Here is a 14,552-nt window from a genome sequence, read left to right as displayed (position 1 = left end):
TCGGAAGGGCGGCATGATGCCAATAGTGTAATATATAGCTAGTTCTGGGCAATGCTGCGTTTGCTCGGGCGGGCTAAAGCCCGCACCTCCCAAACGCAATCATGACACCAACAATCGACACACAACCAGTTCAACCATGGAAAGTCGGAAGTTTTGACCATTTTTCCGGAATTTACCTAGACGTTACCGCGTGTTTTGAATTTTGCGTCAATTGTGGTTTTCTTTAGCTGCGTTTAAATATACGAATATACTAAAAAATCACGCAAAAATTAAAGATAAAGTATTTGGGAGTTGTTTTTCGCATGGCATTAGGTGTAGATCGCAGAAATATGGTTATGGTTGGAGTGCTTTTGGCGGGCACTCTTTTAGCAGTATTAAATCAGACGTTATTGTCGCCCGCATTGCCTGCCATTATGGCTGATTTGGGAGTAGATGCAACTACGGTGCAATGGCTGACCAGTGGATACTCGCTGGTAGAGGCTGTAATTATCCCGCTTTCGGCGTATCTCATAGGGCGTTTTAGTACGCGGCAATTATTTATAAGTGCATTCGTAATATTTGCGATAGGCAGTTTGGCAGCAACATTAGCACCAAACTTCTATGTATTGTTGCTAGGGCGTGTTTTGCAAGCGGTGTGCACGGGCATGTCTATGCCAATGGTATTTACAGTAATACTTCTTGTATTCCCGCGCGAAAAACGCGGTACCGCAATGGGTGTTATAGGACTTATCATAGGTTTTGCGCCGGCTATTGGTCCTTCTCTTGCGGGTCTTTTAGTTGATACAGTTGGTTGGCGTGCGCTGTTTGCTATAACCACAGTGCTATCTGTGGTGGTTATAATTCTGTCGATATTCGTATTGCGTAATTACGGCGACTTTAAGCGCACTACATTCGATAAACTGTCAGTCGTTTTGTCTACGGTTGGTTTGGTGTGTTTGCTTTATGGGCTTTCCACATTTTCATCTAGCCAGAATTTGTTCGTAACCGCCGCGCTTATTGTGGTCGGTTTGGTTGTGCTGGCGCTATATGTGCGTCGTCAGCTAACACTGCCATCTCCTATGCTGAAGGTGGACATATTAAAAACGCGTAAATACGCTACTGCAGTAATAATTATTGTTATCGTGCAAGCGGCGCTAATGGGTACAGGTGTTATTACGCCGCTGTATATTCAGGGTGTGCGTGGTTATTCGGCTACTATGTCGGGTGTTGCTATGCTGCCGGGTGCGGTTATTGGCGCTTTCATGGGGTTGCTTGCTGGGCGCCTGTTCGACCGCTTTGGTGTGCGGCGCGTAGTTATTCCCGGCGCTATTGTTGCGTTGCTAGGCGGAATCGGGCTGGTGCTTCTTGGTATCGATACCGATTTTGTATTCATAGCGCTGGCGTATACCGTACTTACAATGGGGCTTCAGTTTACTATGACACCATTGAATACGTGGGGTGTGAATTCGCTAGACAATAGTGTTATACAGCATGCGCAAGGGTTGTCGAATACTTTGAATCAGGTGGCGGCATCGCTAGGAACAGCGGTGCTGGTGTCTATTTCTGCGTTGGCACCTTATATGGTGCCAGAGGCTTCTCCGCTAGAGCAGGCATACGTCGGTAATCATTTAGCGTTTAGTACAACATGTGCGCTTATGGTGGTGGCAGTACTTGTAATTCTGTTCTTTGTGCGCGATACAAAGAAAGATAAAAAGGCGGTTGCCGGCAGCGATGCACAGCGTATTTCAGACAGCTTGCGTGCGCAGGCGGATGGCGCGGTTGCTGCTGGTGGTGTTGTTACGCAGGCAGACGATCCCTATTCTGAGATATGCGCTAAAGATGCTATGACTTGCAATCCTGTATTTGCGCTAGAAGACGCTGCAATGCGTGATGTAATACGCACCATGGCTGCAAATGATACTAGCGGGCTTCCGCTGGTAAACGCTGCGGGCGATTTGGCAGGATTTATATCCGATGGAGATATAGCTTCGTATCTGGGCAAAAACGAAATATCTTTCTTCGATACTTCTATGAATTTGTATCGCTTCATAGACAGCGAAGCTATGAAGCAGCGTTTGTTCGATCTGTTGGAACTTAAAGCGGCAGATATAGCTACGAAACGTGTTATATCGGTGGAAGAAGATACGCCAATTGATGAAGTATGCCGAGTTTTAGCCGAACGCCGTATAAAGAAAGTGCCAGTAGTGAAAGACGGGCGGCTGGTTGGTACTATTAGCCGTCGCAACATAGTGCGTTCAATTTCTGAGGTTATAGAAGATTTAGGATAGATTGGATAGAGTGTGAGGGCATGACGCAAGAGGCTCACAGTACAGAGGCAGAAAAGCGCAATAAAGAGCAATTTCCAGTTGATAAGCGGGCAGAACGTGTTACCCGTATGGGTACAGAGTCTATCCCAAAGCTTATCGCGGAATTTGCCATACCTTCTGTTGTGGGCATGCTGGTTAATGGGTCGTACAACCTGATAGACTCTATATTTTTGGGGCATGCGGTAGGCGAGATTGGCTTGTCGGCGGTAACTGTGGCTAATCCCATAATGATTGTGTTTATGGCACTTGCTATGCTTATTGGTAATGGCGGCAATGCGTTGGCGGCGCTGAAGTTGGGGCAGGGCAAGCGCGACGAGGCAGAACGTGCGCTTGGCAACGTTATTACTCTAAGCATTGTGCTGTGGGTGGTGGTGGCTGCGGCTGCCGCTGTGCCTTCATTGATGGATGCGCTTTTAACAGCATCTAGCGCGACGGATGAAGTGCGTCCGTATGCTCATACGTTTATTCAGATACTTTGCTTTGGATTTGTTCTGCAAAGTATTGGTATGGGTGTAAATAATTTTATTCGCACGTGCGGCTCTCCTAATATTGCGCTGGGCACTATGGTTGTAGGTCTTTTTACAGCTACGGGGTTTAACTACTGGTTCGTTATAGTGAACGGATGGGGCGTGGCTGGTAGCGCGTTTGCCACACTTGCTGGACAGGCTTGTTCGGCGGCGGCAGTGCTTGCGTATTTTTTCTGCACTAAAGATGTGGCGCTTCGTATACGCCTTAGTTGTATGAGGCCAATATGGCGTGTAGTGGGAACCATATTGGCATATGGTTTTCCTAGCTTTGCCGTGCAAGCTGGTATGGCTGTTGTGAATTTTGTGCTGAATTTCCAGCTGGTGAAATATGGTGCTCTAAGCGACATTGGCACGGTGAATGCGCTTGCTTCTATTGGCGTTATAAATCGTATCGGTATGTTTTCAGTTATGCCGCTTATTGGTATAGCTATAGCAATTCAGCCGCTGCTTGGCTTCAATTACGGCGCGAAGAAAATTGATCGTGTTAGAAAGACTCTTTGGCTGGGGATTGCTGTGGCTACTGCATTTAGCCTGATTGAATGGATTGTTATAACAGCGTTCCCGAACGCTATAGCCAATGCGTTTGGCATACAAGATGCGGCTCTTGTAGAGTTTACGGCGTTTGCCTTGAAGGTGCAGTTCTTAATGTTGCCGTTTGTGGGCTTTCAGATTGTGGGTTCGAATTATTTTCAGGCAACAGGGCAGCCTGCTAAGTCTATATTTCTTACGCTTACACGCCAGATACTGTTTCTTGTGCCGCTGCTGTTCATTATGCCTAACTTGCTGCCGATTATGGCACCGCAGTTTGACGGGCTAGATGCGCTTTATTTCGCTGCGCCTATATCTGACTTTTTGGCAATTTTTACGGTTGCCATATTTATCGTATGGGAGATGCGCCGTCTCCGCCGTATGCAACAATGCTAGATTTGGCTTATAAGTGCGGCGAAGTTAGGATTGCGATGCGTTTTCTGTACAGACTTCGCTAAAGAAGTTTTCAGTACGCATGCGTAAAAACGAGCCGGGCTGTATAGCTTGCATCGCCTCGAAAGTATAAATATTGCACGATCTGTTTGCTGTTGGAACTGGTGTGGACACTCCGTTCTCTGGAATCCAGCACAGGTTTTTTATTTGCAGGGTATTTGCGGGGGAATTTGGCGCTAAAACTTCCACTGTGTCGCGCTCGGAAAAGCGATTGCGGCAGCGCGCGGTTATGAGATACGCGCCTGCGTGTGTGCTGCAGTCTATTACGTCGGCTACATGAACGGTCTGTTTCGTGTAGCCTTCCTCCACGCATTCTTGCTCAGCTTCTCCAAAATAAAACCCGGTATTGTAGGGGCGATGTGAAATGGTTAGAAGCTCGCTGTACACATTTTCGGCAGGTTCGCCGTCTAGTACTCTGCGATACGCGCCAACAACAGTAGCAACATAGAATGCCTTTTTGTTGCGTCCCTCTATTTTTATAGAATCTACGCCCGCTTCGGCTAGTGCGTCAAGGTGTGCCAGCATATTCAGGTCTTTAGCGTTCATTATTAGCGTGCCGCGGTCGGTTTGCTCTATGGGAAAATGCTCGCCCGGGCGCTTTTCCTCTTCAAGTGTGTAGTTCCATCTACACGATTGCGAACAATTTCCGCGATTGCCGCTGCGTCCGGTTAAGTAAGAACTTATAAGGCAGCGACCGGATACCGCCATGCACATAGCCCCGTGTGCGAAAGCTTCTATTTTTAAGCTGGGCGGCGTTTCTTGTCGCATGCGCGCTATGTCGGACAGCGACATTTCGCGGGCGCACACTACGCGTGCCGCTCCTAAGCTGTGCCACACTTTTGCGGCTTCGGCGTTAGCTACGCTAGCCTGCGTGGACACGTGAAGCTCCATTTTGGGAGCATATTCGCGCGCAATAGCGAAGGCGCCAATGTCGCCTATTATTAGGGCATCGGCACCGGTTGCTTGCACTTCTTCGAAATACGACGGCAACTGTGCTGTGTCGTTGGGCATCATAAGAACATTGCAGGCTACGTGTATCTTTACGTTGCGCGAATGAGCAAAAGTAACAGCGTGCGCCAATTCTTCCATGTTGAAGTTGTTGGCACGAGCGCGCATGCCGAAGCGGTCGGTTGCTAGATATACTGCGTCGGCTCCAAATGCTATTGCAGCTTGCAGTTGTTCCATTCCTCCTGCTGGTGCTAAAAGTTCCATCAATACATCAACCCGAAATGTTCATGCAGCGCATCTGCTTTGTCGGTGTCGCTAATTTCCAAAACAGTTTTATTCCCGCTTTCGCGAATGGTTAACACGCCGTCTCTGTATCCTTTATAGCCATTATTGGTGCGTAAGTTTACAATCTCGCAGTCGCGAAATAGAGTGCCAGATTGCGAGCACATCAAATTCAGCGCATTGAAATCTATGTCCTCTACATGCGCCGTGCAAAGCTCTAGTTCTGTTTGACGGTGCGCTGGGGTTCCGTCATCGTGCAAATCGGCTTTCGCTTTAGTGATTCGGTCAATTTTTAGCCAAGAGTTGCTATCGTTTTCTACAATAAATATTTCGCCGCGTACATTTTGCTCTACATCGGGAGTAAGTGGTAGCGATTCTGCTGGCATAGGTCCGCCGAAACCCACATCGACAAAGCACAATGTATCGTTAAATGTAACAATAATGCCGCGGTGGTTTATTGGCATGCGCGCTTTTCGCCCGCGCACTGATCGGCAAAGCGCAGGGCGTGCATTATAGCCAAGCGATACAAGCAGCGCTTCAAAAAATTTGTTTAATTCAAAGCAGTATCCACCTTTATGTTCGCAAATAATCTTATTAAATAGCGAATTTAGGGAAAGACTGGGTGCATCTTTGCTGCGGTGAACACCTATAGTTTCAAATGGGATATGTGTTTGATGCGCATAGACAAGAGCATCTAGGTTCTCTTTTGTTGGCGTTGGCATAGCGCTTATTTCTAATCTATCTAAATAGGCGCGTATTTGCTTAGCGTCCAACATTATACTCCTTCGGTTGCTTGAACACATGAGCTATAGCATAGCAAACATGCAGCTTATTAGTTGTTACTGAATCCTTTTATTAGCACGGATGATATTCCGCACAGCAAGCCGCCGATAGGCCATGCTAGCCAGAAAAATGGTGTGGAATATTCAGGCACAAACAGCATAACTAGTCCGACTATGGTGGCTACCATCATTATTGTTCCGCAGATAGCGCCAATACGTTTGTCTGTACGCTTTACAGCAAGTAGTTCTTCTTTCTGCTCTTGCGGAATATTTGACTCATTTATTTCGTGGGTTTCTAGTATTTCGCCTGCGGCTAAATTGTAGTTGGACAGATTGATGCGGCTAAGGTTTATGCTGCCGCGCACGATAAGTGCTGCGCCTATGGCTACGCAGGCAACCATCGACACCGTTCCTATACTATCTTCATATGGAGAGTCGGAAAAAAGTAATATTATGCAAATACCTGCAAAAATGATGGCGATACCACCAATAAGCTGCCAATAAAATGCTGTGCGTGCACTGGTTTTTTGTTCGCTGGTGTAGAAATCTTCAATATATGGATGTTCGCGTACAAATTGGGAATGTTCCATTCCGGCTGGAATGAATAGTATCAAGCCGATCGCCACGCCTATAAGTACGCAAATGGTTCCTATTGCTGCGGCTGTATTTTCAGGAAGTGAAAACAGACTTGCTGTGCTTGGATCGCCTGCGCTGAAGAAAACAATAGATATAGCGCACCCCAATACTACTGATAGTACCCCGCCCGCTATTTTATTTGCGAATTTGCGCATATGTTCGTCGTAGCCGAATACATCTGCGGGTGGTGTGTTGGTGGTTACTTTGCAAGCTGCGTTAGGCTGCTGGTTGGTTAAGTCACCCTGAACTAGATCGTCTAGTGTGCAGTCGAATGTTTGGCATAGCTTTAACAGTTTGTCCATTTCTGGATACGATCGCTCCGACTCCCACTTTGTAACTGATTGGCGGCTTACCCCTAATATCATAGCCAGCTGCTCTTGTGTCATATTGTGCGATGCGCGTAAGTGTAATAGATTATCGCGAAAACTCATTTGTTGCCTTTCTTGCTTCGGTGTTTCGGTTTATTCGGCTGCCGATGCGACTACATTAGTTTATACATTGGTGGCGCACCATAAACTTTTGGCATCTTTTTAAGTGATTTAATGCGCCCACTGGTTGCAAAGCCCAGTTCAGAGAATTGTTAAGTTGCTGTATCCTGATATATGTTGCATCAAAAAACTGAAGGAGGGTGGAGTGAAGGCTGCGCAGCTTCAGAACATAATCCTTCTTCGATTACATGCATCTGATATGTGCCCTTAAAAAGTAAGCCCAAAATTTGACGCTAGCGAAATTGCTGCAAACCAGATTGGCGGTACGAATAAAGCGGGCAGTAAATTCATTGTGGGAATGTCTTTTATTTTCAAAATTCCTAATCCTGATGCCAATATGAGAAAGCCGCCAACGATTGTTATCTCGCACATAAGCTGCGAAGTAAGTAGTGGTGCTAATTGATTAGCTAATAGAAAAATGGCTCCTTGCCAGCAAAATAGAACGACTGCGGCAAGCGCAATGCCTATTCCAAATGACGATGCAAGCACCATAGATGTTACAAAATCTAGCGTAGCATTAGTGAATAGGTAGGTTTCGTCGCCGTATAGTGCGCTATTTATTGGACCCAATATGGAAAGCGTACCGAAGCAAAATAGCATTATGGCAGTTGAAAGACCTTGCGATAGGTTTTTCCCTTCACTGTCTTGTTTTGAATGCTTTGAAACAAGTTTGTCGAACCGACCAGATATATCTAGCCCGGTTCCTATAACGCCTCCGATAGCTAGACTTGCGATAAACAGTACCGGATATATGCTATCTGCCATACCTACTACAACCGCATTAATGCCTATGCCTACTGCTGCCAAGCCCATGGCTGCAAATAATATTTCTTGATAGCGCTGCCCTAATCCACGTTTGGCGGCGCTGCCTATGATTGACCCTATAATAATTGCAATCGTGTTGGCTATTGTTCCTATCATTTTGCTTTCTATCGCTTTCGATGTTTACAGAGCAGTACCAGTTTTTGGCGCAAACATGTTTTGAGTGTAGGCACCTTCGTGTTTTAATAGGTATATCTTCTTATCTATTCCGCCGGCATAACCGGTAAGATTGCCGTTTGCTCCTACTACACGGTGGCAGGGAATTATTATAGATATGGGGTTATGCCCAACAGCGCCGCCTACCGCCTGTGCCGACATTCGTGTTTTGCCATCTTCGCGCGCCAATTCGGCGGCAATATCACCGTAAGTGCGGGTTTGCCCATACGCAATGGCGCAAAGTTTTTTCCATACGCGTTTGCGAAAAGCACTACCATTAGGAGCCAGGGGCAAGTCGCTTATAGGTGGATTTTCGCCAGCGAAATAGCTGTCTAGCCATTTCTTCGTCTTCTTTATAACGGGCAATTCGTCGCCAGACTTTGTGGTGCCTTCTATGGTTGCTTCAAAATACTTTTGCCCTGAAAGCCATAGTCCAACTATATTTTTACCATCGCTGGCTACAGTTATATCGCCAAGCATTTCGCTTTTATAGACGCTTTCATATATTTGAAATTCAGCCATTTTACCCCCATCAGAATGCTTTGCTTTTGTTTAGAACTTATTCCAAGAGATAAATGCCCAAGGCACTTGCCGCGGATGTTTTAACGTAAACATGTCGTCTTGACTTTCTAAATTCTGATCAAGCCATTTAGGCAAGCGCTCTAATGCATCTGGAAGCTTGGGTGAATTGTTGCCGACGACAGTTGTAATCATCTCGGAGTATTTTTCGACAGCTTCTTCTTTATCCGTAAAATAGTCACGGCGCTCGGTGGGTATATATCTAAGTTCAGGAATAAACCCCTGTGCTTTAAGTATGGCGATGGCGTAGACAAAATCGTAATTGGGTGGTACTTCAATTCCCATATCGCGAAGAAGTTTGTCATCTATTCTAGGGGATGCACCATGTGCCAATGTTACGCAAACACGCCGCTTGGCAATGGTGGTAAGTTTGGCAAGTGAATCTGCAAGATCGGATGTGGCAATAGAGCGAGATGCCACGCATACATCGTAGCTTTCTGGCAGTATTCCGCAGTCTTGCCAATTGTCTTCCCATGACAGCAATGTTGTTTTTACGCATGCTATATCGTGTTTTTGCAAGTTTTCATTAAGGCGGTTTAGCATTACAGATGAGAAATCTGCTGCAAGTACATTATGACCTGCGGTGCCTAAAGGTACAGATAAGTTGCCCGTGCCGCATCCCATATCGAACACCGATTCTTCTGGCAATATTTCTGCAAGCTCTAAAAATTGACTAGTGTATGAACTGGGCGAATCTTTCCCCCCGAATGTCTTGGCGCGCGTATTCCAATAAGTTGACCCATGCGGTTCTGCGCGATTTGCCCAAGATGCTTTCCATGCATTATTCCAATCTTGCGCGGTAATAAGACTATGCTGCTCGGCATGCATGGAGAACTCCTTTGTATGTATGGCAATTATTCATAAATCAGTATATCGTTATTGTAAAATGCTGCTCTTTTGCTTTAGCAAAAATGTCTTTTAGAATTCCTCCTCGGCGTATGTAATACCCTTCACATGATTTTGCTTAGCTCTTTCAACTAATATAATGCATGTTATCTAGGATGGAAGGGTTTCGCGAATGCCCGATGAGCAAGACAACCAAAACAGCCAAGATGCGCAAACGAAAAAACAAACACGTCGTTCAAAGCTTGCCCGCGTTTCAAACTTAAAGCGCCAAACATATTATGCGCTAGAAAGTGTTATGTGTGCGAATGCTGTAGGCAAAGTTATTGGGTGTGCGCTGTTCATATTAATAGTACTAAATGCCGTAGTGGTGTTTATATCTACGCAGTCTGGACTAGACTCTTTTACATCTAGTGCCATTTCGGCGTTTTATACTTTCTCTACGTTATGTTTCTTTGCGGAGTATCTGGCTCGTATTTGGGTAGCCGACATTGTGTTCGAGGATAACTCTAGGGCAAAAGCGCGCCTTCACTATATATGTTCGCCACTGGGGATAATAGATCTGCTGTCATTTTTCCCTAGCGTATTAGCATGGTTTATTCCTATGACACCTGCGCTGCGTACAATTGTAAACATTGTACGTTTGGTTCGTTTGGTGAAGATATCCAGATACATGCGGGGTCTTCGCACTATAGGGCGCGTATTAGAGAAACGTCGCCATGAAATAATAGCGGCTTTTCTTGTGCTTGCTTTGTTGATAATTGTCACCAGTGTGGTTATGTATGAAATAGAGCATCCGGTACAGCCTGACAAATTTAGCGATTTACTTTCGGGTGTCTATTGGGCTGTTACCACTATAACTGCTACGGGATATGGTGATATTGCTCCTGTAACGCCGCTTGGGCGTGCTATTGGTTCTGTCATTATGTTTTTATCGGTGGCGCTGGTAGCTATACCCGGAGGTATATTCTCAGCTGGTTTTGTTGCCGAATTTCAGAATGTGAATAGGCGTGGTAAAAAGCACGACAGTTCATCGGATGATGAAAATGATGTTGGCAATCAATCGGACAATAAATAAAGTATTCGCAGATACATACGCACATCGCCGTTGTCTAAGTCTTCTCCGATAGCTTGTTTAATTTTGCTAAGTCTGTACATAACTGTATTTCGATGCATGTGCATAATTTCACACACCATATTTATATGTCCTTCGCTGCGCAGGTATACACGCAATATTTCGTAATCGTTGGTGCCGCGTGTTTTGTCGGTTGTGCGCAGGGCTGCTATAGGATTATCTCTGACAATTAACTTTGCAATAAACTTTTCCGAATGCGCAAAAGGATCTGTGGCGAAGTATGGGAAGTATCTATAGAACCGATACATTGTTGTTGTTTCAGTATCTTGACCTTCAAATGCTATATAGCGCTGTGAATATCTGTGTCCGTAATTTAGCGCAATGCGCGCCTTTTCCAGCGCAAAATCGGCTTTGCTTAAATGTGTGAACCTGTCGGATACGCCAATTTCTACATCCATGCGCTGCGCCAGATTGCAAAGCGCCTTTTCGGTGTCAATTAAGTTTTGCGGCTTATTTGAATCGGCGCAAATTAGCACGACGATTTTTTCTTCGTTTACAGCTACTTTACATTCGGGGATTTCTGTAAGTATAAGCCTTGCAAAATATTCGGTTGGCATTGTTTTCCAAGCACTATTTGCGACACATATTTCGAATAGCCCAGTTGTGGGAAGTCCGTGCATACGCGCACGCTCTTCCAGACCGGCTTTGTCGTATGTGTTGCCGCTTAAAACTTCTTTTAGGAAATATGTATATCGTTGCTCAAGCGGGTTTTCCAGTCGCCAATAGCGCGAAAGGCATACCTCAACTTTTTTCGCAAGAAGATTGAATAGAAATATGTAGTGCGGTGTTATGCGAGTTGGGGAAACCATTATTAAGTGTGCAGCGTAGCGCCCATGGCGCTTTATAACATGGCTAGCATACGGAAAACCGTCCAATATGCTTTCATCGTTGTTTGCTATTGTGAAGTCTTGCGAATTCCACTTATGCATAAGTCCGCTTTGTCTTATTTGGTCAACCGTTTTTTGGCTGTAACATCCATGTTCTACAAAATATTGGCTGTGTTTATCTAGTGGGTGCAAATTGGGAGTATGGGCAATATGCGAAAAGGTGGAATCCGATAGACCTACATAGCATTTAAGCACGCTTTCGCTAGCTTTTAGAAGATCTTGGTTTATGCAGCCGTCCTCTAGCATTTGCGCCATTTTGTCATTCCATTGGATTATATTTACCAATCTGCGTTGAAGGATGTCCGCCACAGTAATGGGTGGTAAGTCGGTACTGATGAAAATGTGGTCGGAATTTTGGTCCCATTTTGATTTATCGGGGTCGGGGCGTGTTATTACACATGTTGCATTCTTGGGCGCAAACGATACATTTTCTACAACATATACTGTGTTGCCTACAGTTTTTGAACTGATGCTTTCTGTATCCGGAATGGCGGAAATCCAGCCAAATTGCGAATTGGGGTGCTTCGGTTGCTTTAGTACTGCAATGCTGGAACGCTCACAAAGTCCAACAATAATATCAAGCGGAAACATCATGATGAAGCGCCTCCCCAAACCGTTACCTATTCGTATCGCGCTTTGCTATTTCGCGTTAAAAATCCAATATTTTATGTTAATTATAACCATAAAATTTAAGAAAATATGGCTACTTTACACATAGTAATTAGAACCAGTGATTTCTACAATTGAAGCATAGTTATAGCGTCTAAACGGGCGCAAAATCATCAGTACCGATCCCAGAAAGAAGAGGTGGTACCATGTCAGGCGTGAACGTTAGAAGCGAGATCATGCCGCTGAAGAAGGTTCTACTTCACCGTCCCGGAGATGAGCTTTTGAACCTTACTCCGAATACGTTGGAGGAATTGCTCTTTGACGACATCCCATTTCTAGAGGTGGCGCAGGCTGAGCACGATGCCTTTGCGAAAATACTTCGCGATGAAGGCGTAGAGGTAGTTTATCTTGAAGATTTGATGGCTGAAGTTCTAGATCAGTATCCTGAACTTCGCGAGAAATTCCTGAAGCAATGGATTTTTGAAGCAGGTATTCGCACTGAGCGTTATCAGAAGATCATTTATGATTACATCAACGACAGCTATCCTGCTAATAAAGATTTGGTGCAAAAAACTATGGCGGGTGTTAACCTGCAAGAACTTCATACCGATAAAAGCGATTCGCTGGTAGATCTTGTAAGTGACACATCTAAATTGGTATGTGCGCCAATGCCAAATCTTTATTTCACGCGCGACCCATTTGCCATGATAGGTAATGGCGTATCTATTAATCGTATGTATTCGCAAACCCGCAATAGGGAAACTATCTACGGCGATTACATTTTCAAGTATCACAAAGATTATCAGAGCGTGCCGCAATACTATGAGCGCGATTATACGTTCCACATTGAAGGCGGCGACATACTGAATATTAACGAAAAGACCTTAGCTATTGGTATTTCGCAGCGCACCGAGCCCGACGCTATTGATCAGATTGCAAAGAATATTTTCTACTCAGACACTTCTCCTGTAGAGACAATTCTGGCATTCAATATTCCGAACTCTCGTGCGTTTATGCACCTTGATACGGTATTTACTCAGATTGACTACGACAAATTCACCATTCATCCGGGCATTATGGGTCCGCTGACCGTATTCGAGATTAAGCCTGATGGTGAAGGCGGCATTCATGTGCGCGAGCGCAATGAAACTCTCGAAGAGGTACTTACCGAGTATGTTGGCGAGAAAGTGAAGCTAATCCCATGCGGCGGTGGCGATCGCATTGCTGCCGAGCGTGAACAGTGGAACGATGGCAGCAACACCTTATGCGTGCGCCCGGGTACTGTTGTGGTTTATCAGCGCAACAACGTTACCAACGAAGTGCTGCGTAAAGAAGGCATTAACGTTTTAGAGATGCCGTCTGCTGAACTGTCACGTGGTCGTGGTGGTCCACGCTGCATGAGCATGCCTATCTGGCGCGAAGATCAGTAGTAAATTAGTTGCAGCTGCGATGCCTATACGCAGCTGCAACAATTCGTTATTTGAAGTTGGAAAGTAGTGCCGTGCTGATTAGTAGAAAACTAGTTGAGGCGCAGTATTGATCGGGTCAATAGACCCTTTAGGAAAGGAACTAACATGCCAGTTAATCTTAGTGGCCGTAGCTTTTTGAAATTGCTCGACTTTACTCCAGATGAAATTCGTTACCTTATTAAGCTTTCACGCGAGTTTAAAAGCCTGAAGATGGCTGGCGTTCCGCATCGCTACCTTGAGGGCAAAAATATTGTACTTCTGTTTGAGAAGACTTCTACTCGCACACGCTGCTCGTTTGAGGTTGCGGGCTACGATTTAGGTATGGGCGTAACCTATCTAGATCCCGGCTCTTCTCAGATGGGTAAAAAAGAGTCTATTGAAGATACCGGGCGTGTACTTGGACGCTTCTACGACGGTATTGAATATCGCGGATTTAGCCAAGAGCTTGTAGAGGAATTGGCTAGTGTTGCGGGCGTTCCGGTTTGGAATGGTCTTACCGACAAATTCCATCCAACGCAGATGATTGCAGACATGATGACTATTGAAGAAAACTTCCCAATGGGATTGAAGGGTTTGAAGTTTGTCTTCTTTGGCGATTGCCGCAACAATATGGGCAATTCACTGATGGTTACGTGCGCTAAACTTGGTATGCATTTCGTCGGTTGTGGTCCCGATGATTTGAAGCCCGAGGCTAGCCTAATAGATACCTGCAAAGAAATTTGCAAGGAAACGGGCGGCTCTGTTCACTTTACAGAAGATCCCAAAGAGGCTGCTAGCGGCGCTAAGGTTATCTATACCGACATTTGGGTATCTATGGGCGAGCCCGAAGAGCTTTGGGCAAAGCGCATTAAAGAACTAGAGCCTTATCGTGTAACCACAGAAATAATGGATACGGCTGATGAGGATGCAATATTTATGCATTGCTTACCGTCTTTCCACGACACAAACACCACAATCGGCGCTGATATCGCTGAGAAGTTTGGCGTTACCGAGATGGAAGTTGCCGACGAGGTATTTGAATCTAGTCGTTCGAAAGTGTTTGACGAAGCCGAAAACCGTATGCACAGCATTAAGGCGGTTATGTACGCAACTATGCGCTAGT

General features: G+C 45.4%; 12 protein-coding genes. 5 read left to right on the top strand and 7 right to left on the bottom strand.

What is annotated here, in order from left to right; all coding sequences use genetic code 11:
* Positions 1-302: 302 nt before the first annotated feature.
* Positions 303-2,267 carry a DHA2 family efflux MFS transporter permease subunit gene (locus G7Y37_RS06270; RefSeq protein ID WP_165062621.1) on the top strand — a complete coding sequence of 655 codons (1,965 nt, stop codon included), beginning with the start codon at positions 303-305 and terminating at the stop codon, positions 2,265-2,267.
* Positions 2,268-2,287: 20 nt separating this feature from the next.
* Positions 2,288-3,757, top strand: coding sequence for an MATE family efflux transporter (locus tag G7Y37_RS06265; protein WP_241156039.1), 1,470 nt, complete (start codon positions 2,288-2,290; stop codon positions 3,755-3,757).
* A 24-nt stretch (positions 3,758-3,781) separates the two neighbouring features.
* On the opposite strand, the gene G7Y37_RS06260 is transcribed toward G7Y37_RS06265, so the two are convergent.
* From G7Y37_RS06260 to G7Y37_RS06235, 6 genes are all read right to left on the bottom strand, one after another.
* Positions 3,782-4,999, bottom strand: coding sequence for a U32 family peptidase C-terminal domain-containing protein (locus tag G7Y37_RS06260; RefSeq protein WP_241156038.1), 1,218 nt, complete (start codon positions 4,997-4,999; stop codon positions 3,782-3,784).
* Between the two features lie 26 nt (positions 5,000-5,025).
* A complete protein-coding gene (locus tag G7Y37_RS06255; RefSeq protein ID WP_165062619.1) occupies positions 5,026-5,820 on the bottom strand; it encodes an arylamine N-acetyltransferase in 795 nt (264 codons plus the stop codon).
* 56 nt (positions 5,821-5,876) lie between these two features.
* On the bottom strand, positions 5,877-6,893 hold the full coding sequence (locus G7Y37_RS06250; RefSeq protein WP_165062618.1) for a helix-turn-helix transcriptional regulator: 1,017 nt from the start codon (positions 6,891-6,893) through the stop codon (positions 5,877-5,879).
* Positions 6,894-7,157: 264 nt separating this feature from the next.
* Positions 7,158-7,871 carry a DUF554 domain-containing protein gene (locus tag G7Y37_RS06245; RefSeq protein ID WP_165062617.1) on the bottom strand — a complete coding sequence of 238 codons (714 nt, stop codon included), beginning with the start codon at positions 7,869-7,871 and terminating at the stop codon, positions 7,158-7,160.
* A 24-nt stretch (positions 7,872-7,895) separates the two neighbouring features.
* Positions 7,896-8,450, bottom strand: coding sequence for a methylated-DNA--[protein]-cysteine S-methyltransferase (locus G7Y37_RS06240; protein WP_165062616.1), 555 nt, complete (start codon positions 8,448-8,450; stop codon positions 7,896-7,898).
* A 30-nt stretch (positions 8,451-8,480) separates the two neighbouring features.
* A complete protein-coding gene (locus G7Y37_RS06235) occupies positions 8,481-9,335 on the bottom strand; it encodes a class I SAM-dependent methyltransferase (RefSeq protein WP_165062615.1) in 855 nt (284 codons plus the stop codon).
* Between the two features lie 190 nt (positions 9,336-9,525).
* On the opposite strand from G7Y37_RS06235, the gene G7Y37_RS06230 reads away from it, so the two are divergent.
* The gene (locus G7Y37_RS06230; RefSeq protein ID WP_165062614.1) at positions 9,526-10,428 is read left to right on the top strand and encodes an ion transporter; all 903 of its coding nucleotides are present in this window, start codon (positions 9,526-9,528) and stop codon (positions 10,426-10,428) included.
* Here the strand turns inward: G7Y37_RS06230 and G7Y37_RS06225 are convergent.
* Positions 10,410-11,966, bottom strand: a complete 1,557-nt coding sequence (locus G7Y37_RS06225) for a CdaR family transcriptional regulator (RefSeq protein ID WP_165062613.1) — start codon at positions 11,964-11,966, stop codon at positions 10,410-10,412. The two genes, G7Y37_RS06230 and G7Y37_RS06225, sit on opposite strands and share 19 nt — an antisense overlap.
* 221 nt (positions 11,967-12,187) lie before the next feature.
* On the opposite strand from G7Y37_RS06225, the gene arcA reads away from it, so the two are divergent.
* Both arcA and argF read left to right on the top strand, forming a co-directional pair.
* Positions 12,188-13,411: an arginine deiminase gene (gene arcA, locus G7Y37_RS06220; protein ID WP_165062612.1), complete on the top strand. Its 1,224-nt coding sequence runs from the start codon at positions 12,188-12,190 to the stop codon at positions 13,409-13,411.
* Between the two features lie 144 nt (positions 13,412-13,555).
* Positions 13,556-14,551: an ornithine carbamoyltransferase gene (gene argF / locus G7Y37_RS06215; protein ID WP_165062611.1), complete on the top strand. Its 996-nt coding sequence runs from the start codon at positions 13,556-13,558 to the stop codon at positions 14,549-14,551.
* The last annotated feature ends 1 nt before the right edge of the window (position 14,552 follow it).

This window comes from Adlercreutzia sp. ZJ154, from assembly GCF_011039055.1.
Lineage (GTDB): Bacteria > Actinomycetota > Coriobacteriia > Coriobacteriales > Eggerthellaceae > Adlercreutzia_A.
The sequence above is the reverse complement of the archived record's forward strand: the minus strand, read 5'-3'. Positions and strand labels throughout refer to the sequence as shown.